The organism is Cognatilysobacter segetis, from assembly GCF_004359965.1.
Taxonomy (GTDB): domain Bacteria; phylum Pseudomonadota; class Gammaproteobacteria; order Xanthomonadales; family Xanthomonadaceae; genus Cognatilysobacter; species Cognatilysobacter segetis.
This window is the reverse complement of record NZ_SMRQ01000003.1, coordinates 22,410-37,874: the sequence shown is the minus strand read 5'-3', so window position 1 is coordinate 37,874 and position 15,465 is coordinate 22,410. Positions and strand designations below refer to the sequence as shown.

Genomic DNA, 15,465 nt, shown 5'->3' with positions numbered 1-15,465 from the left:
ACCGTGTCGAAGAAGAAGCGCAATCGCCGTCCCGCCGTCGCCATGCCCGCCTCCGGGGCGCGCATCGCCGAGGCCGCGATCGAAACCCCCGAAGCCGACGTCGAGGCGGACGCCGCCTCGCCGGTCGTGGACGTCGCGCTGGCGCAGGCCGTCGCCATGACGCAGGTCGGGACGGACGCCTCGCCCGCGCTCCAGCCGGCGCCCGCGATCGGCGTGCAGGCCGCATGGACCGCGCAGGAATCCGGCGATATCCGCGGCGTGCTCATCCAGGTCGGCGGCGGGCGACTGCTGCTGCCCAATGCCACCATCGCCGAGGTGCTGTCCTACGCCGAGCCGGAGCGCGAGGCGAGCGGTGCCGACTGGCTGCTGGGCCGCATGCGCTGGCGCGGCTGGCAGTTGCCGCTGGTCGCGTTCTCCCGCCTGGCCGGCATCGGCGAGGACACGCCGGGCCTGGGCAGCAAGGTCATCGTGCTGAAGGCGCTCGGCGGTGATCGCCGCCTGCCGTTCTTCGCGGTGGTGACGCAGGGCTTCCCGCGCCTGGTCACGGTTTCGAAGGCGGCGCTCAGCATCGAGTCCCAGGACGCGCCGCTGCCGCGGGGCGTGCAGGCCCTCGTCCGTCTCAACGACGAGCCCGCGCTGCTGCCGGATCTCCTGCAGATCGAACAGCAACTGCACGAGCTTCGCGACGCCGCCTGATCGACGCTCGCCGCGCATGCGAAAGGGCCGCCCCGTGCGGCCCTTTCTAATTGGGGCGTCAGATCAGGTCGCCGAAGCGCGCCTGCAGCGCGGCGATCGCCGCCAGGCCCGCGGTCTCGGTACGCAGGATGCGCGGGCCGAGTCGGAGTCCGCCGAAGGCCGCGGCCTGCAACTGCTCGCGGTCCAGCGGTGACCAGCCGCCTTCCGGCCCGACCGCGACGCACAACGCCGCGTCGGCGCCGAGATCGAGCGTGCGCAGCGAGTGCGCGCCCACCGGGTCCAGCAGCAGCCGCGTGTCGTGCGGCGGCAATGCGCCCAGCGCGGCCTGCAGCGAGGCCGGCGGCACAACCGCTGGCACGACCGCGCGCCCGCACTGTTCGCACGCGGATGCGACGACGTTGCGCCAGTGCTCGAGGCGTTTGGCGGCGCGGTCGCCGTCGAGCTTGACGTCGCTGCGTTGCGACCACACCGGAACGATCGCCTGCACGCCCAGCTCGGTCGCCTTCTGCAGGATCAGGTCCATCTTCTCGCCCTTGGCCACGCCCTGCAGCAGCGTGATGCCCAGCGCCGATTCACGGTCCACGCGCGTCGCCTGGCCGATTACCAGCCGTGCCTCACGCTTGCCCACCGACGCCAGCGTCGCGGCGTAGTCGCAACCGTCGCCGTTGAAGGCGATGCACGCATCACCCACGCCCAGGCGGAGCACGCGGGTGAGGTGCGCGGCGGCGCTCTCGGGCAGCGTCACCTCGGCGCCCGGCGACAGCGGCTGCGGGATGTACACGCGGGTCAGGCGCATGTCGGGCCTCCGAAGGCGGCGTCGATCGCGTGGCGCGTCGTGGCGGCCAGCAGGTCGAGCGCGTCGTCACCGATGCAGTAGGGCGGGAACCAGTAGAGGACGTCGCCGAGCGGACGCAGCAGCACGCCGCGCGCGACGGCCTCGCGGTACGCGCGCAGGCCGCGGCCGCCGGCGATCTCGACCGCCGTGCCGTCGACCCCCGCGTCGGCGCCCGGCGCCATTTCGATCGCGACGATCATGCCGGTCTGCCGCACGTCCACGACGTTGGGATGCGTGCGGAACGACGCCGCGCGCTCGCTCATCTTCGCGGCCGTCGTGCGGTTGCGCGCCAGCACGTCATCGCTCTCGAAGATGCCCAGCGACGCGAGCGCCGCCGCGCAGCCGAGCGGATTGCCGGTGTAGCTGTGCGAATGCAGGAAGGCGCGCTCGCGCGAGTCGTCGAGGAAGCCGTCGTAGATGCGTTGCGTGGCGAGTACGGCGGCCAGCGGCAGCGAGCCGCCGGTCAGGCCCTTCGACAGGCACATGAGGTCGGGCGCGATGCCCGCCTGCTCGCAGGCGAACATCGTGCCGGTGCGGCCGAAGCCCACCGCGATCTCGTCGGCGATGAGGAAGATGCGGTGCGCGTCGCAGAGCTCGCGTACGCGGCGCAGGTAGGCCGGATGATGCATGCGCATCCCGCCGGCGCACTGCACGAGCGGCTCGAGGATCAGCGCGCAGACGGTGTCGCCCTGCGCCGCGAGCAGCGCGGCGAGCGCGTCGGCCGCGCGATGCGCCCGTTGCTCGGCGCTCTCACCGGGCGGAGCGAGGACCGCATCCGGCGACGGCGCGAACAGCGCCTCCGCCAGCAGCGGCGCGTACACGCGGCGGTAGAGCGGGATGTCGCCGACCGCGAGCGCGCCCAGCGTCTCGCCGTGGTAGCTGTTCTCCAGCGCGACGAACTTCGTCCGCTGCGGCTGGCCCCCGTTGCGGAACCAGTGGAAGGCCATCTTCAGCGCCACTTCCACGCCGGCCGAGCCGTTGTCGGCGAAGAACACCTTGGACAACGGCGCACGCCCCGGCGGGCGCGGCGCGATCGCGAGCAGGCGCTCGGCCAGCATCACCGCCGGCTCGTGCGTGCAGCCGGCGAGGATCACGTGCTCCAGCGTGCGTGCCTGCGTGGCGATCGCCTCGGCGATGCGCGGCTCGGCGTGGCCGTGGGTGCAGGTCCACCAGCTCGACACCGCGTCGAGATAGCGGCGACCGTCCATGCCGACCAGCCATTCGCGCTCGCCGCGCGCGATCGGGAGGAGGGGCAGCGCGTGCGGGTGCTCGCGCATCTGCGTGCACGGGTGCCAGACCACGTCGAGGTCGCGTCGGCGCCATGCGTCAGCCGGGCTTTCGCCTGCCCCTGCTAGGATGGCCGCATCGTGATCGTGCCTGTTCATCCCGCCATTATCCCGCGTCCGGCCGGCCTTCCGGCGAGGGTCGCATGAAGACGCTGCCGACCATCCACGGCGTCACCGAGCACGATGCCGGGCCGTACCGGATGGAGCGGCTCGACCTCGAATTCAGCAACGGCGAGCGGCGCCAGTTCGAGCGCCTGCACGGGCGCGGGCACGGCGCCGTCGTCGTGCCCATGCTCGACGACGAGACCGTGCTGCTGGTGCGCGAGTACGCCGCCGGCTTCCATCGCTACGAGCTCGGCCTCGTGAAGGGCCGCATCGACCGCGGCGAAACGCCCGAGCAGGCCGCCGATCGCGAGCTCAAGGAGGAGGCCGGCTACGGCGCCCGCTCGCTGCTGCGCCTGCGCGAACTCTCGCTCGCGCCGACGTACATGAGCCATGCGACGCAGCTCGTGCTCGCGCGCGACCTGTATCCCGAGCGGCTGCCCGGCGACGAGCCCGAGCCGCTCGACGTCGTGCCGTGGAAGCTCGACGCGCTCGACGCGCTGATCCTGCGCGACGATTTTTCCGAAGGCCGCTCCATCGCGGCGTTGTTCATCACCCGCGAATGGCTGAGGTCGAACCGATGATCGATGCATCCCTGCGCGAATCCGTCATCGCGCTGGCCTGCGATGCGGCGTCCGCGATCCTCGAGGTCTACGGCGCCGACTTCGACGTCGAACGCAAGACCGACGCGTCGCCGTTGACGGAGGCCGACCTCGCCTCGCACCGCTGCATCGCCGCGGGGCTCGGGCGACTGACGCCCGACATCCCGGTGCTGTCGGAAGAAGCCGAGCACAAGGTCGCGCACGAGGTCCGCCGCGAATGGCGACGGCTCTGGATCGTCGATCCGCTCGACGGGACGCGCGAGTTCGTGAAGCGCAATGGCGAGTTCAGCGTGAACATCGCGCTGGTCGAGGACGGCGTCGCCACGTGGGGCGTCATCCAGGCGCCCGTAACGGGCATCGTCTGGCACGGTGGTGCCTCGCACGGCGCCTTCCGTCGCGACGGTGCGGGCGCGGACGACCGCGCCGTGCGCGTGCGCGCGCCGGCCTCGCAGCCGATGCAGGTCGCCGCCAGTCGTTCGCACAAGGACGGCCGCAGCGAGGCCTTCATCGATGCCATGCGGGCGCACGGCGATGTCGAGCAGTTGAATCTCGGTTCCTCGCTCAAGTTCTGCCGCATCGCCGAGGGCGGGCTCGACCTCTACCCGCGTTTCGGGCCGACCTGCGAATGGGACACCGCCGCCGGGCAGGCCATCCTCGAAGGCGCGGGCGGGCAGGTCGTCGACCCGCGCGGCCGCCCGCTTCGCTACAACGTGCGCGAAACGCTGCTCAACGGCGACTTCATCGCGATCGGCGATCCGGAGCTGCGCTGGCAGGAATGGACATCGGCGGCGCAGGCGGCACTCTCGAAATGAGCCTGGCGGGCGATCCGCGCGACGTGCGCACGCTGCTCGCGATCATGGCGCGCCTGCGCGACCCGAACGGGGGCTGCCCGTGGGACCTGCAGCAGACGTTCGCGACGATCGCGCCGTACACCATCGAAGAAGCGTACGAGGTCGCCGACGCGATCGAACGCGGTGATACCGCCGACCTGTGCGGCGAGCTCGGCGACCTGTTGCTGCAGGTGGTCTTCCACGCGCGGATGGCCGAAGAACAGGGCGCGTTCGCGTTCGCCGACGTCGTCGAGTCGATCAACGACAAGATGGTGCGTCGCCATCCGCACGTCTTCGGGGACGCGAGCTTCGAGGATGCCGAGGCGCAGACCGCGAGCTGGGAGGCGATCAAGCGCGCGGAGCGCGAGTCGAGCGGCGACGTCGATACCAGCGTGCTAGCGGGCATCGCGCGCGGCCTGCCGGAATGGCAGCGCGCCGTGAAGCTGCAAAAGCGCGCGGCGACGGTGGGCTTCGACTGGCCCGGCCCCGCGCCGGTGATCGACAAGCTGCACGAGGAGATCGAGGACGTGCGCGTGGAGTTCGCCGCGCTCGCGCAAGGCGACGACGGCGCGCGCGACCGGCTCGAGGACGAGATCGGCGACCTGCTGTTCGTCGCCGCGAACCTCGCGCGGCATGCGAAGGTCGACCCGGGCGCAGCGATACGCCGTGCGAACGCGAAATTCGAACGCCGTTTCCGCGCGATGGAGCGTTTCGCCGCCGGCGATGGCGTCGATCTCGCGGCGCTGGACCTCAAAGCACAGGATGCGTACTGGGATCGCGCGAAGGCGGAGGAGCGCGGCCGCTGACGGCAGCGCGGCGTACTAGAGCCGGACGCGACCGGTCAGGATGTCCTTGAACATCACCCAGTCGCCCATCAGCGAGTAGAGCGGGTGCCGGAACGTGGCGGGCCGGTTCTTCTCGAAGACGAAGTGACCGGCCCAGGCGAAGCCGTAGCCGCACAGGGGCGCTCCGATCAGCCAGCGCGCATCGCGCGTGGCGATGCTCGCGGCGATGAAGCCGAGCACGCCCAGCGTCCCGACGAAATGCAGCCGTCGGCTCACCGGATGCGAGTGCTCCTCGAGATAGAACGGATAGAACTCGCGAAAGCTGGCGAAGCGTCGCGTCGTCATGGGCGGATCATGCGCCGCGCCTGTCACTCGAGGAAGATCAGCCAGCCGGCCACGACGATGAGCGCGAAGCCGGCCCAGTGGTTCCACTTGAGCGGCTGGCCGAGGAACCAGATCGAGAACACCGCGAACACCAGCAGCGTGAGGATCTCCTGCATGCCCTTGAGCTGCGGCGCGCTGTACACGTTGCTGCCGAGGCGGTTGGCGGGCACCTGGAGGCAGTATTCGAACAGCGCGATGCCCCAGCTGGCGAGGATCACCCACCGGAGCGGGACGTTCTTGAACTTCAGGTGGCCATACCACGCGAAGGTCATGAACACGTTGGAGCCGAGCAGCAGTAGGGGAGCGAGGATGCGGTCGTTCATCGAGGTCTGCAGGAGTTGAGAAAAACGTTCGGTCTTCACAGCGTCTAGACTTGGCGGCGGGCACCTTTCACAAAACTGAAGGAGGGCTCCTCACATGCAGACCAACCGAGACGGCGGCCTCGTCCTCATCATCGAGGACAACCGCAACATTTCCGAGATGATGGGCGAATACCTCGAGAGCCGCGGCTTCGAGGTGGACTATGCGGCCGACGGCCTCGACGGCTACCGGCTGGCCGCCGAGAACAGCTACGACGTGCTGGTGCTCGACCTGATGCTGCCGCGCCTGGACGGCGTGGAAGTATGCAAGCGGCTCCGTGAGGAAGCGCGCAAGTCGACCCCGGTGCTGATGCTGACCTCGCGCGACACGCTCGACGAGAAGCTCACCGGCCTGTCCGCCGGCGCCGACGACTACCTGACCAAGCCCTTCGCGATCCAGGAGCTCGAGGCCCGCCTGCGCGCCCTGATCCGCCGCGAGCGGCGCCAGGTCGGCGGCGAGGTGCTGAAGGTGGCCGACCTCGTGCTCGACCCGGCCAGCCTGCGCGTGACCCGCGGTGGCGTCGAGCTGCAGCTCTCGCCGATCGGCCTGCGCCTGCTGACGATCCTGATGCGCGAGTCGCCCCGCGTGGTGAGCCGGCAGGAGATCGAGCGTGAGATCTGGGGCAACGGCCTGCCGGATTCCGACACCCTTCGCAGCCACCTGTACAACCTGCGCAAGACGATCGACAAGCCCTTCGACAAGCAGCTGCTGCACACCGTGCAGTCGGCCGGTTACCGTATCGCGGATATCAGCCAGCCGCCGGAGTGATCCGGCGACCGCATGCCGCACGGGCTACCCCGTAAGATCAAAATCGCTTTCGTCGTCCAGGCTCTCGCCGCGAGCCTGGTGATGGCGTTCGGCATCGCGTGCGCCGAGTTCGGCGTACGCCACGTCCTGCTGCGGGACCGCCTGGCCGACGAAGCCGCCAGCGCCTGGACGCAGGTGAATGCCTCGCGCGGCGCGTCGCTGCCGCACAACTCGCGGATGGCGACGTATTTCGTACCGGCGGGCGCGTCCGCCGCCAGCGTCCCGGACGACCTGCGGAACCTTCCGCCGGGCGTCCGGGTGCCGTTCTGGGGCGCACGTGCGACGGTCGTCGACCGACGGCCGCAAGGCACGATCTACCTCAGCTTCGACCCGTCCTTCAGTGATGCCGCCGTCTTCTGGACCGGCGGCCTCAGCCTGTTGCTCGCGCTGCTGGTGACCTACGTCTCCGCGTGGCTGACCTACCGCACCTCCAAGCGGATGGTGGCCCCGGTGACGTGGCTGGCCGGGGTCGTCGCCCGCTGGGATCCGTTGTCGCCGAACACGGGACCGCTCTCGCCGCACAACCTGCCGGTGGACGCCGGGCTGGAAGTGCGTCGCCTCGCGCACGCGCTGCGGGGCATGGCCGCGCGCGTATCGGACTTCATCGACCGCGAGCGCCGGTTCACCCGCGATGCGAGCCACGAGCTGCGCACGCCGCTCACGGTGATCCGCGTGGCCTCGGACCTCATGGCCGCGGACAGCGCGCTTCCCGAGCGCTCGCAGCGCGCCGTCGCGCGCATCCAGCGCGCGGGCCACGACATGCAGTCGGTGATCGACGCGTTCTTCATCCTCGCGCGCGACACCGAGGTGGAGGCCGAGCGCGAGCGCTTCGACGTCCACGAGGTCGTCGACGACGAGGTCGAGCTGGCGCGCCGGCAGGTCGGCGACAAGCCGGTCGAACTGCGCGTGATCGACGAAGGCGGTGGCGCGGTGGACGCCCCGCGCCGCGTGCTGTCGCTGATGGTGGGCAACCTGCTGAGCAACGCGGTGCGCTTCACCGAGGCGGGCCGGGTCGACGTGGTGCTGCGCCCCGACCGCATCGAAGTGCGCGATACCGGCATCGGGATGTCGGAGGACACGCTCGCCAAGGCGTTCGATCCGTTCTTCCGCCACGATCGCGACGGCGGCGGCGAAGGCATGGGCATCGGCCTTTCGATCGTGCGCCGGCTGGGCGAACGCTTCCGCTGGCCGGTCGAGCTCGAGAGCACGCCCGGGCGCGGCACCGTCGCCACCATCCATTTCCAGCGCTGATGCCTGTCAACCGCGCGCGACCTCGTGCGTTGACGGGCGTTGACGCCTTTCTGCAGCCTTCCATCCCCGGATCCGAATGAGCCGACCTGCCGCCCCCGTCCGTCCCGCCCGCCGCCGCGGCCTCGTCGCGCTAGCCCTTGTCGCCGTCGTCGCGATCGCCGCCGGTTGGGCGTGGAAACACCAACGTGGCGCGACCGCCGCGGGCGGTGGCTACCGCACGGCGAAGATCGACCGCGGCGACATCCGCGTCGTCATCTCGTCGACCGGCCAGTTGAGCGCGATCTCCACGGTCGTGGTCGGCAGCGAGGTGTCCGGCAAGGTCACCGACGTCTACGTCGACTTCAACGACCATGTGGGCAAGGGCCAGGTGCTTGCGCGCATCGATCCCAGCACCTACGAGGCGCAGATCGCGCAGGGCAGCGCGGCCATCAACGCGGCGCAGGCCAATTCGGCCGAAGCCGCGGCGACGCTGCGCAATGCCGAGGCGGACTACCGCCGCAAGGCCGAGCTCGGCCGGCAGAAGCTCGTCGCACAGGCCGATGTGGACCTTGCACGCGCCACGCTCGAGCGTGCACGCGCCACGCTGACCGCGAGCCGCGCGCAGATCGCGCAGCAGCAGGCGGGCACGCGCACCTCGCGCGTGAACCTCGCGCGGACCGAGATCCGCTCCCCGGTGGACGGCGTCGTACTCACGCGCAGCATCGAGCCGGGCCAGACCGTCGCCGCGAGCTTCCAGGCGCCGGAGCTGTTCAAGCTGGCCGAGGACCTGTCGCAGATGAAGATCGAGCTCGCGGTCGACGAGGCCGACATCGGGCAGGTCAAGGTCGGGCAGCGCGCGTCGTTCACGGTCGATGCGTTCCCCGATCGCCGCTTCCGCGGCGAAGTCGCGCAGGTACGGCTGTCGGCGACGACGACGAACAACGTGGTGACGTATCCGGTGGTGATCCGGGTCGACAACCGCGACGGCACGCTGCTGCCGGGCATGACCGCGAACGCCGAGATCGAGGTGTCGCGCCGCGACGACGTGCTGCGCGTGCCGAATGCCGCGTTGCGCTACAAGCCCAGCGACGAGGAGCAGGCGGCGATGCAGGCGTCCGCGGGCGAAGCCGCCGCGGGCGGTGGCGGCCAGGGCGTGACCGAGGAGATCGACCGGCTCGTCGCGTCGCTGTCGCCGACGCCGGTGCAGCGCGCCGCGTACGACGAGGCGGCGACCGAGATGCGCGAACGCCAGAAGGCGCGTCGCGCGGCGATGGCGCAGCAGGGCGGCGGCAGCCGGTTGTTCGGCGGCGGCCCGGGCGGCGGTCGCGGCGCCACGGGCGGTGGCACCGGCGGTGGCGGGCCCGATGCGGGCGCGATGCGCCAACGCATGGCGCAGCGCATGACGCAGCAGTTCGCGGGGTTCCGCGCGCTGCTCACGCCGGATCAGCAGCAGCGCTGGGACAGCGGGCTCGACGCGCTGCTCAGCGCGCGCCGCGCGCCGCTGTACCTGCTGGTGGCCGGCAAGCCCAAGATGGTGATGGCGCGACTGGGTGCGAGCGACGGCAGCTTCACCGAAGTGTCGGGCGCGCCGAAGCAGGGCGACACCGTGATCACCGGTGCGGAGCGCAAGGCGCCGTGACCGAGGCGGTCATCGAGACGCGCGGCCTCGGCAAGGTCTACTCGGCCGGCACCGAGGCCGAGGTGGTGGCGCTGCGCGACGTGCACATGTCGATCGGCCGCGGCGAGTTCGTCGCGATCATGGGGCCGTCGGGTTCCGGCAAGTCGACGCTGATGAACCTGCTCGGCTGCCTCGACACGCCCAGCGAGGGCGTCTACCTCTGCGACGGTGTGGACATCGCGACGCTCGACGCGGAGCAGCGCGCGCAGCTGCGCCTGCGCACGATCGGATTCGTGTTCCAGGGCTTCAACCTGCTCACGCGGATGGATGCGCTCGAGAACGTGGCGATGCCCCTGTCCTACTCCGAAGTGCCGCGCGCCGAGCGCCTGCGGCGCGCGCAGGCCGCGCTGGAGGCCGTGGGCCTCGGCACGCGCGTGCACCACCGGCCGAGCGAGCTTTCGGGCGGCCAGCAGCAGCGCGTCGCGATCGCGCGCGCGCTGATCAATTCGCCGCCGGTCCTGCTGGCGGACGAGCCGACCGGCGCGCTCGACACCAAGACGGGCGAGGAAATCCTCGCGCTCTTCAAGCGCCTGCGCGACGACGGCCACACCGTCGTGCTGATCACGCACGATCCCGAAGTCGCCGTGCACGCCGACCGCGTCTTCGTGATGCGCGACGGCGAACTGCACGAGCAGAACGAGAGCAACCGCGTGCCGGACATCGCGCCGCCCGATGCCGGGCCGTGGACGGAGGGCGCGACATGAAGTTCACCGAAACGCTTCGCACCGCGACGTTCTCGCTGCGCGGCAACTGGTTGCGCAGCGCGCTGACGTCGCTGGGCGTGATCATCGGCATCGCCGCGGTGATCGTGATGGTCTCGGTCGGGCAGGGCACGCAGGCGGAAATCGACAAGCTCGTGTCGGGCCTGGGCTCGAACCGGCTGGACATCAGCCCGGGCGCGGGACGCGGCTTCGGCGGCGTGCGCATGTCGTCGAGCTCGTTCTTCACCCTGAGCGAGGACGACGCCGACGCGATCCGGCAGGAAATCCCCGAGATCGACCGCGTCACCGGCACGCTGCGCGGCAATTCGCAGGTGGTGTTCGCCGAGAACAACACGCAGTCGCAATGGCAGGGCGTGCAGGCCGACTGGTTCGAGATCAACGGCTGGGAGCTGGCGAGCGGCGAGGGTTTCTCCACCTCGGACTACGCCGGCGCCAAGTCCGTGATCCTCGGCGAGACAGTGCGCCGCGAACTGTTCGGCGACGAGGAGGCGGTCGGCCAGACCGTCCGGATGGGCCGCGTGCCGTTCACCGTGGTGGGCGTGCTGAAGTCCAAGGGGCAGGGCGGCTTCGGCCAGGACCAGGATGACCTCGTCGTGGTGCCGCTGGAGACCGCGCGTCGCCGGCTCATGGGCGCGATGGGCCTGCCGGCGGGCGCCGTCATGCAGATCGCGGTCGGCGTGGCCGACGCGAAGGACCTCGACTACGCGCAGGGCGAGATCGAGGCGCTGCTGCGCCAGCGGCACAAGATCCAGCCCGGCGACGAGGACGACTTCAACGTGCGCAACATCGCGCAGGTGGTCGCCACCCGCACGCAGACGACCAAGCTCATGTCGCTGCTGCTCGGCGCGGTGGCGGGCATCTCGCTCATCGTAGGCGGCATCGGGATCATGAACATCATGCTGGTGTCGGTGACCGAGCGCATCCGCGAGATCGGCCTGCGCATGGCGGTCGGCGCCGGGCCGGGCGACATCCAGCGGCAGTTCCTGGCCGAGGCGATGCTGATCTCGCTCATCGGCGGCGCACTCGGCATCCTGATCGGCATGGGCGGCGCGCTGGCGGTCGGCAAGTTCGGCTCGCTGCCGGTGAAACTCGACGCCACGGTGATCCTGCTCGCGGCGGCATTCTCGATCGCGACCGGCCTGTTCTTCGGCTTCTATCCGGCGCGCAAGGCGTCGCGGCTCGATCCGATCGAGGCGCTGCGCTCGCAATGAGGAAGGCGGCCCGGAGGCCGCCTTCCCGTCACACCCGATCGATCAACGCGAGTACAGCAGGATGTTCGGCGAGCCGCTGCCCGCGCTGGTGACCTTGCTCGCCGTGCCGTTGGTCTTCAGCCAGTTGCGCACGGTCGACGGCGAAGCCGAGGGGCTGCGCTGCAGGTAGAGCGCCACCGCACCGGCGACGTGCGGCGATGCCATCGACGTGCCGCTGATCGTGTTGGTCGCCGTGGTGCTGGTGTACCAGGCCGAGCGGATCGAGCTGCCCGGTGCGAACAGGTCGAGGCAGGAGCCGTAGTTCGAGTACGAGGCGCGGGCATCGGACGACGTGGTCGCACCGATCGTGATCGCGCCCGCCGCGCGTGCCGGCGAGTAGTTGCAGGCGTTCGCGTTGTCGTTGCCCGCCGCCACCACCACCGTCACGCCCGAGTTCGACAGGTTGTTCACCGCGGTGTCGACCGCCGAGGACGCGCCGCCGCCGAGCGACATGTTCGCCACGGCCGGCTTCACCGCGTTGGTGCGCACCCAGTCGATGCCCGCGATGACGCCCGAGTTCGTGCCCGAACCGTCGCAGCCGAGCACGCGCACCGGCACCGGGCGCGCCGACTTGGCGACGCCGTAGGTGGCGCCGGCGATCGTGCCCGCCACGTGCGTGCCGTGGCCGTTGCAGTCCGTGGTGCCGCGGCCGTCGCTGACCGCGGTGTAGCCGGCGAGCACGCGCCCGCCGAACTCGGAATGGCTGGACAGGATGCCGGTATCGATGACGTACGCGCGCACGCCGGAGCCGGTGTAGTCGTAGGTGTAGGTGCCGCTCAGCGGCAGCGACCGCTGGTCGATGCGATCGATGCCCCAGGTCGCGCCGCTCTGCGTGGCGTCGGCATGGACCACCGCGTCTTCCTCGATGAACGCGATGCGCGGATCCTTGAGCATGCGTGCGACCACCGCCTCCGGCGCGCGAACCACCATGCCCTGCACGGCATTGCGGTAGACCATGCGCACGTCGCCACCGTGCTTGGCGGCGATGTCGACGGCGGCATTTTCCGCCGCGCGTGCCAGGCCCTGCTCGCGAGCGAGGCCGGCGGGCACCGACAGGCTCTGCGGGTTGAACACGACGATGTACTGACCTTCGATGCGCTCCTTGGCGGCGCGGACGAGGGTGCCGGCGTTGGCGGCGGTCGAGCACAGGGCCATCGAGATGGCGAACGCGAGGACGCGCTTGCTGTTCATTGCTGCTCCATCAGAAGTGGGGGAAGGCGCGGGTCCACCTGGAACCGCGTCACTCGCGCCACGGGTCGCGGCGCGGAGCCGACAATCCGAACGCTGGTTGAACGCTGTCAAGCATAGATGGCCGAACCCGTACAGCTTTCACGTTTGTCTCCGGCGGCCGCTCAACGCGATGCCGAGGTTTATCGCGGAAAAACAGCGGGTTTTTCGCGATGTGAAGGGATTTCGCGAAGGGTCCGCGACGGTCAGCAACGTGACGGCCCCGTCAAGATTCGTGTTGCACCGCACCGTCGAAAAGCAGGCATGGCGGATCGCGGACGAGGCGTCGTCGCCGCTATGCTCCGGCCCTCCAGTGGAGCCCCTCATGCGCATCCTTCCCCTTTGCCTGCTCGCCCTCGCCATGACCGCGAATGCCCAGTCCCACGACCCCGCTCCTCCCTCTGGCAGGACGGCCCTGGTGATCCACGGCGGCGCCGGCTTCGTGCCGAAGGAATCGCTGAGCGCGGCGGACCAGAAGGAAATCCGCGAGACGCTCGGCCGCGCCCTCGACGCCGGCAACAGCGTGCTGCGGTCCGGCGGCGCGGCCATCGACGCGGTGGAAGCGTCGATCCGCGTGCTGGAGGAATCGCCGCGCTTCAACGCCGGCAAGGGCGCGGTGTTCAACGCGAAAGGCGGGCACGAACTCGATGCCGCGATCATGGAAGGCCATACGCGCCGCGCGGGCGCGGTCGCCGGCGTCACCACGGTGCGCAGCCCGATCAGGCTGGCGCGCGCGGTGATGGAACATAGCCCGCACGTGATGCTCGCGGGCGCGGGTGCGGAAGCGTTCGCGGACACGCAGAAGGACATCGAGCGCGTGCCGAATTCGTGGTTCGACACGCCCATGCGCCGCCGGCAGCTGGAGGAAGCGCAGCGCAAGGAGGCCACGCAGAAGACCGCGGTGATCGCGGGCGACGACGGCAACGTTCGCCGCTACCTCGGCACCGTCGGCGCGGTCGCGCTCGATCGCGCCGGCCATATCGCCGCCGGCACCAGTACGGGTGGCATGACCAACAAGCGCTGGGGCCGCATCGGCGACTCCCCCATCATCGGCGCCGGCACCTGGGCCGACGAGCGCTGCGGCGTGTCCGGCACCGGCTGGGGCGAGTACTACATCCGCGCGAACGCCGCGCGCGACATCTGTGCGCGCGTCGAGTACCGCGGCGACAGCCTCGAGGCCGCGGCGAACGAGGTCATCAACAAGGTCATCCCGGCCATGGGCGGCGACGGCGGCGCGATCGCGCTGGACCGCGACGGCAACATCGCCATGCCGTTCAACAGCGGCAGCATGTTCCGCGCCTGGGTGCGGCCGGACGGCAGCCGCGGCGTGGCCATCCACGAGGACTGATCCGTTCGCGGCGGCGGCGCGCGCATTCAGCGCAGGCCGCGGGCCGGCGTGCCGGTCGCGTGAGAGAATCCGGAGGCCGCGGCGGGGAGCCGCGCACCGTCCCGGCCGCCTCTGCGGCCGGCGCCGCCCGCGATCCGTGATCATGAGGACTGCCATGGCCGACACCGTCGGACACCTGCCGCGCCATCCGCTGCGCATCGTGAAGGCGGCGCGCTGGTCGGTGCAGGGCCTCTGCGCCGCATGGAAGCACGAGTCCTCGTTCCGGCTCGAGGTCTGGCTGTTCGCGGTGCTCGCGCCGCTGGCCTGGTGGCTGGGCGATGGCGGCGTCGAGCGCGCGCTGCTGATCGGCTCGATGCTGGCGGTGATGGCGGTCGAGCTGCTGAATTCCGCGATCGAGGCGGTGATCGAGCGCTACGGCGCCGAATTCCACGAGCTCGCGGGCCGCGCCAAGGACATGGGCTCCGCCGCGGTCTTCGTGATGATGCTCAACGTGGTGGTCACCTGGGCCGCGATCCTGCTGCCGCGCGTCTGGCCGGCCGCCGCGTAAACTGCGCGACCCGATGCCGACGGACGCCGCGTGATGGAGATGCTGCTCGACCCCCAGACCTGGATCACGCTGCTCACGCTGAGCGCGATCGAGATCGTGCTGGGCATCGACAACCTGGTGTTCATTTCGATCGCGGTGAGCAAGCTGCCCTACGCGCAGCGCGACCGCGCCCGGCGCTTCGGCATCGCAGTCGCCTGCCTCACGCGCATCGCGCTGCTGCTCACGCTGGCCTGGCTCGCGGGCCTGACCGATCCGCTGTTCCAGCTGTTCGGCCGCGGGATCTCGGTGCGCGACCTCGTGCTGATCGTCGGCGGCCTCTTCCTGCTGGTGAAGGGCACCGGCGAGATCCGCGACCTCATCGTCGGGGAACCCGAGGAGGAGGACATCCACACCCGGCCGGCCGCGTCGTTCGGCATGGTGATCGCGCAGATCGCCGTGATCGACATCGTGTTCTCGCTCGACTCGGTCATCGCCGCGGTGGGCATGGCGAACCAGAAGGCGGTGATGGTCGGCGCGATCCTGCTGGCGGTCGCCGTGATGCTGCTGGCGTCCAAGCCGCTGGGGCGCTTCATCGACGAGAACCCGACGGTCAAGATGCTCGCGCTCGCCTTCATCGTGCTGGTCGGCGTCTACCTCGTCATCGAAGGCTTCGGGCTGCACCTGTCGAAGGGCTACATCTATGGCGCGATGGCGTTCTCGGCGATCGTCGAGGTGCTGAACCTGACCGCCCGTCGCCGCGCGGCGCGTCGGCAGCTCGAACCCTAGCCGGACCGGCC

General features: G+C 70.5%; 17 protein-coding genes. 12 read left to right on the top strand and 5 right to left on the bottom strand.

The annotated features are described in order from the left end of the window. Positions 1-3: 3 nt before the first annotated feature. A complete protein-coding gene (locus E4F61_RS01205; protein ID WP_238382751.1) occupies positions 4-696 on the top strand; it encodes a chemotaxis protein CheW in 693 nt (230 codons plus the stop codon). A 58-nt stretch (positions 697-754) separates the two neighbouring features. On the opposite strand, the gene E4F61_RS01200 is transcribed toward E4F61_RS01205, so the two are convergent. Then, entirely contained in the window at positions 755-1,492 is a 738-nt protein-coding gene (locus E4F61_RS01200; protein ID WP_133477519.1) for a 16S rRNA (uracil(1498)-N(3))-methyltransferase, read from the bottom strand. Beyond that, entirely contained in the window at positions 1,483-2,916 is a 1,434-nt protein-coding gene (bioA, locus tag E4F61_RS01195; protein WP_133477518.1) for an adenosylmethionine--8-amino-7-oxononanoate transaminase, read from the bottom strand. The genes E4F61_RS01200 and bioA overlap by 10 nt, the downstream gene beginning before the upstream one ends. A 44-nt stretch (positions 2,917-2,960) precedes the next feature. Here bioA and nudE point away from each other — a divergent pair, with 44 nt between their 5' ends. Genes nudE through mazG form a run of 3 tightly spaced genes read left to right on the top strand, consistent with a single transcriptional unit; the run spans position 2,961 to position 5,157 of the window. Next, positions 2,961-3,503 (top strand): ADP compounds hydrolase NudE, encoded by a 543-nt coding sequence (gene nudE / locus E4F61_RS01190; protein ID WP_133477517.1) that lies wholly within the window; start codon positions 2,961-2,963, stop codon positions 3,501-3,503. After that, a complete protein-coding gene (gene cysQ, locus E4F61_RS01185) occupies positions 3,500-4,333 on the top strand; it encodes a 3'(2'),5'-bisphosphate nucleotidase CysQ (protein WP_133477516.1) in 834 nt (277 codons plus the stop codon). The genes nudE and cysQ overlap by 4 nt, the downstream gene beginning before the upstream one ends. Next, positions 4,330-5,157, top strand: coding sequence for a nucleoside triphosphate pyrophosphohydrolase (gene mazG, locus E4F61_RS01180; protein WP_133477515.1), 828 nt, complete (start codon positions 4,330-4,332; stop codon positions 5,155-5,157). Before cysQ ends, mazG begins: the two co-directional genes overlap by 4 nt. Positions 5,158-5,172: 15 nt before the next feature. Here the strand turns inward: mazG and E4F61_RS01175 are convergent, their stop codons facing one another. Together E4F61_RS01175 and E4F61_RS01170 are read right to left on the bottom strand one after the other, a co-directional pair. Next, positions 5,173-5,481 carry an Mpo1-like protein gene (locus E4F61_RS01175; RefSeq protein ID WP_133477514.1) on the bottom strand — a complete coding sequence of 103 codons (309 nt, stop codon included), beginning with the start codon at positions 5,479-5,481 and terminating at the stop codon, positions 5,173-5,175. Positions 5,482-5,504: 23 nt separating this feature from the next. Beyond that, positions 5,505-5,843: a DMT family protein gene (locus E4F61_RS01170; RefSeq protein ID WP_133477587.1), complete on the bottom strand. Its 339-nt coding sequence runs from the start codon at positions 5,841-5,843 to the stop codon at positions 5,505-5,507. Positions 5,844-5,937: 94 nt separating this feature from the next. Here E4F61_RS01170 and E4F61_RS01165 point away from each other — a divergent pair, with 94 nt between their 5' ends. From E4F61_RS01165 to E4F61_RS01145, 5 genes are all read left to right on the top strand, one after another. Continuing rightward, positions 5,938-6,648 (top strand): response regulator transcription factor, encoded by a 711-nt coding sequence (locus E4F61_RS01165; protein ID WP_027081995.1) that lies wholly within the window; start codon positions 5,938-5,940, stop codon positions 6,646-6,648. An 81-nt stretch (positions 6,649-6,729) separates the two neighbouring features. Further along, a complete protein-coding gene (locus E4F61_RS01160; protein WP_162301355.1) occupies positions 6,730-7,938 on the top strand; it encodes a sensor histidine kinase in 1,209 nt (402 codons plus the stop codon). A gap of 76 nt (positions 7,939-8,014) precedes the next feature. Further along, positions 8,015-9,556, top strand: a complete 1,542-nt coding sequence (locus E4F61_RS01155; RefSeq protein WP_133477512.1) for an efflux RND transporter periplasmic adaptor subunit — start codon at positions 8,015-8,017, stop codon at positions 9,554-9,556. Continuing rightward, positions 9,553-10,299, top strand: a complete 747-nt coding sequence (locus E4F61_RS01150; protein ID WP_133477511.1) for an ABC transporter ATP-binding protein — start codon at positions 9,553-9,555, stop codon at positions 10,297-10,299. The genes E4F61_RS01155 and E4F61_RS01150 overlap by 4 nt, the downstream gene beginning before the upstream one ends. Beyond that, positions 10,296-11,528, top strand: a complete 1,233-nt coding sequence (locus tag E4F61_RS01145; RefSeq protein WP_133477510.1) for an ABC transporter permease — start codon at positions 10,296-10,298, stop codon at positions 11,526-11,528. The genes E4F61_RS01150 and E4F61_RS01145 overlap by 4 nt, the downstream gene beginning before the upstream one ends. 42 nt (positions 11,529-11,570) lie before the next feature. Here E4F61_RS01145 and E4F61_RS01140 read toward each other — a convergent pair whose 3' ends face one another. Further along, positions 11,571-12,758 carry a S8 family peptidase gene (locus E4F61_RS01140; protein WP_202908920.1) on the bottom strand — a complete coding sequence of 396 codons (1,188 nt, stop codon included), beginning with the start codon at positions 12,756-12,758 and terminating at the stop codon, positions 11,571-11,573. 397 nt (positions 12,759-13,155) lie between these two features. Here E4F61_RS01140 and E4F61_RS01135 point away from each other — a divergent pair, with 397 nt between their 5' ends. From E4F61_RS01135 to E4F61_RS01125, 3 genes are all read left to right on the top strand, one after another. After that, positions 13,156-14,142, top strand: a complete 987-nt coding sequence (locus E4F61_RS01135) for an isoaspartyl peptidase/L-asparaginase family protein (protein ID WP_133477583.1) — start codon at positions 13,156-13,158, stop codon at positions 14,140-14,142. A 154-nt stretch (positions 14,143-14,296) separates the two neighbouring features. After that, the gene (locus E4F61_RS01130; protein WP_133477509.1) at positions 14,297-14,689 is read left to right on the top strand and encodes a diacylglycerol kinase; all 393 of its coding nucleotides are present in this window, start codon (positions 14,297-14,299) and stop codon (positions 14,687-14,689) included. A gap of 33 nt (positions 14,690-14,722) precedes the next feature. Next, complete coding sequence (locus E4F61_RS01125; protein WP_133477508.1) at positions 14,723-15,454, top strand: TerC family protein; 732 nt, start codon at positions 14,723-14,725, stop codon at positions 15,452-15,454. Positions 15,455-15,465: the final 11 nt, after the last annotated feature.

Excerpts from the sequence above, each read along its gene's own strand:
- E4F61_RS01200 (WP_133477519.1), bottom strand. The coding sequence starts at position 1,492 with ATGCGCCTGACCCGCGTGTACATCCCGCAGCCGCTGTCGCCGGGCGCC.
- bioA (WP_133477518.1), bottom strand. The coding sequence starts at position 2,916 with ATGAACAGGCACGATCACGATGCGGCCATCCTAGCAGGGGCAGGCGAA.
- nudE (WP_133477517.1), top strand. The coding sequence starts at position 2,961 with ATGAAGACGCTGCCGACCATCCACGGCGTCACCGAGCACGATGCCGGG.
- cysQ (WP_133477516.1), top strand. The coding sequence starts at position 3,500 with ATGATCGATGCATCCCTGCGCGAATCCGTCATCGCGCTGGCCTGCGAT.
- mazG (WP_133477515.1), top strand. The coding sequence starts at position 4,330 with ATGAGCCTGGCGGGCGATCCGCGCGACGTGCGCACGCTGCTCGCGATC.
- E4F61_RS01175 (WP_133477514.1), bottom strand. The coding sequence starts at position 5,481 with ATGACGACGCGACGCTTCGCCAGCTTTCGCGAGTTCTATCCGTTCTAT.
- E4F61_RS01170 (WP_133477587.1), bottom strand. The coding sequence starts at position 5,843 with ATGAACGACCGCATCCTCGCTCCCCTACTGCTGCTCGGCTCCAACGTG.
- E4F61_RS01165 (WP_027081995.1), top strand. The coding sequence starts at position 5,938 with ATGCAGACCAACCGAGACGGCGGCCTCGTCCTCATCATCGAGGACAAC.
- E4F61_RS01160 (WP_162301355.1), top strand. The coding sequence starts at position 6,730 with ATGGCGTTCGGCATCGCGTGCGCCGAGTTCGGCGTACGCCACGTCCTG.
- E4F61_RS01155 (WP_133477512.1), top strand. The coding sequence starts at position 8,015 with ATGAGCCGACCTGCCGCCCCCGTCCGTCCCGCCCGCCGCCGCGGCCTC.
- E4F61_RS01145 (WP_133477510.1), top strand. The coding sequence starts at position 10,296 with ATGAAGTTCACCGAAACGCTTCGCACCGCGACGTTCTCGCTGCGCGGC.
- E4F61_RS01140 (WP_202908920.1), bottom strand. The coding sequence starts at position 12,758 with ATGAACAGCAAGCGCGTCCTCGCGTTCGCCATCTCGATGGCCCTGTGC.
- E4F61_RS01135 (WP_133477583.1), top strand. The coding sequence starts at position 13,156 with ATGACCGCGAATGCCCAGTCCCACGACCCCGCTCCTCCCTCTGGCAGG.
- E4F61_RS01130 (WP_133477509.1), top strand. The coding sequence starts at position 14,297 with ATGGCCGACACCGTCGGACACCTGCCGCGCCATCCGCTGCGCATCGTG.
- E4F61_RS01125 (WP_133477508.1), top strand. The coding sequence starts at position 14,723 with ATGGAGATGCTGCTCGACCCCCAGACCTGGATCACGCTGCTCACGCTG.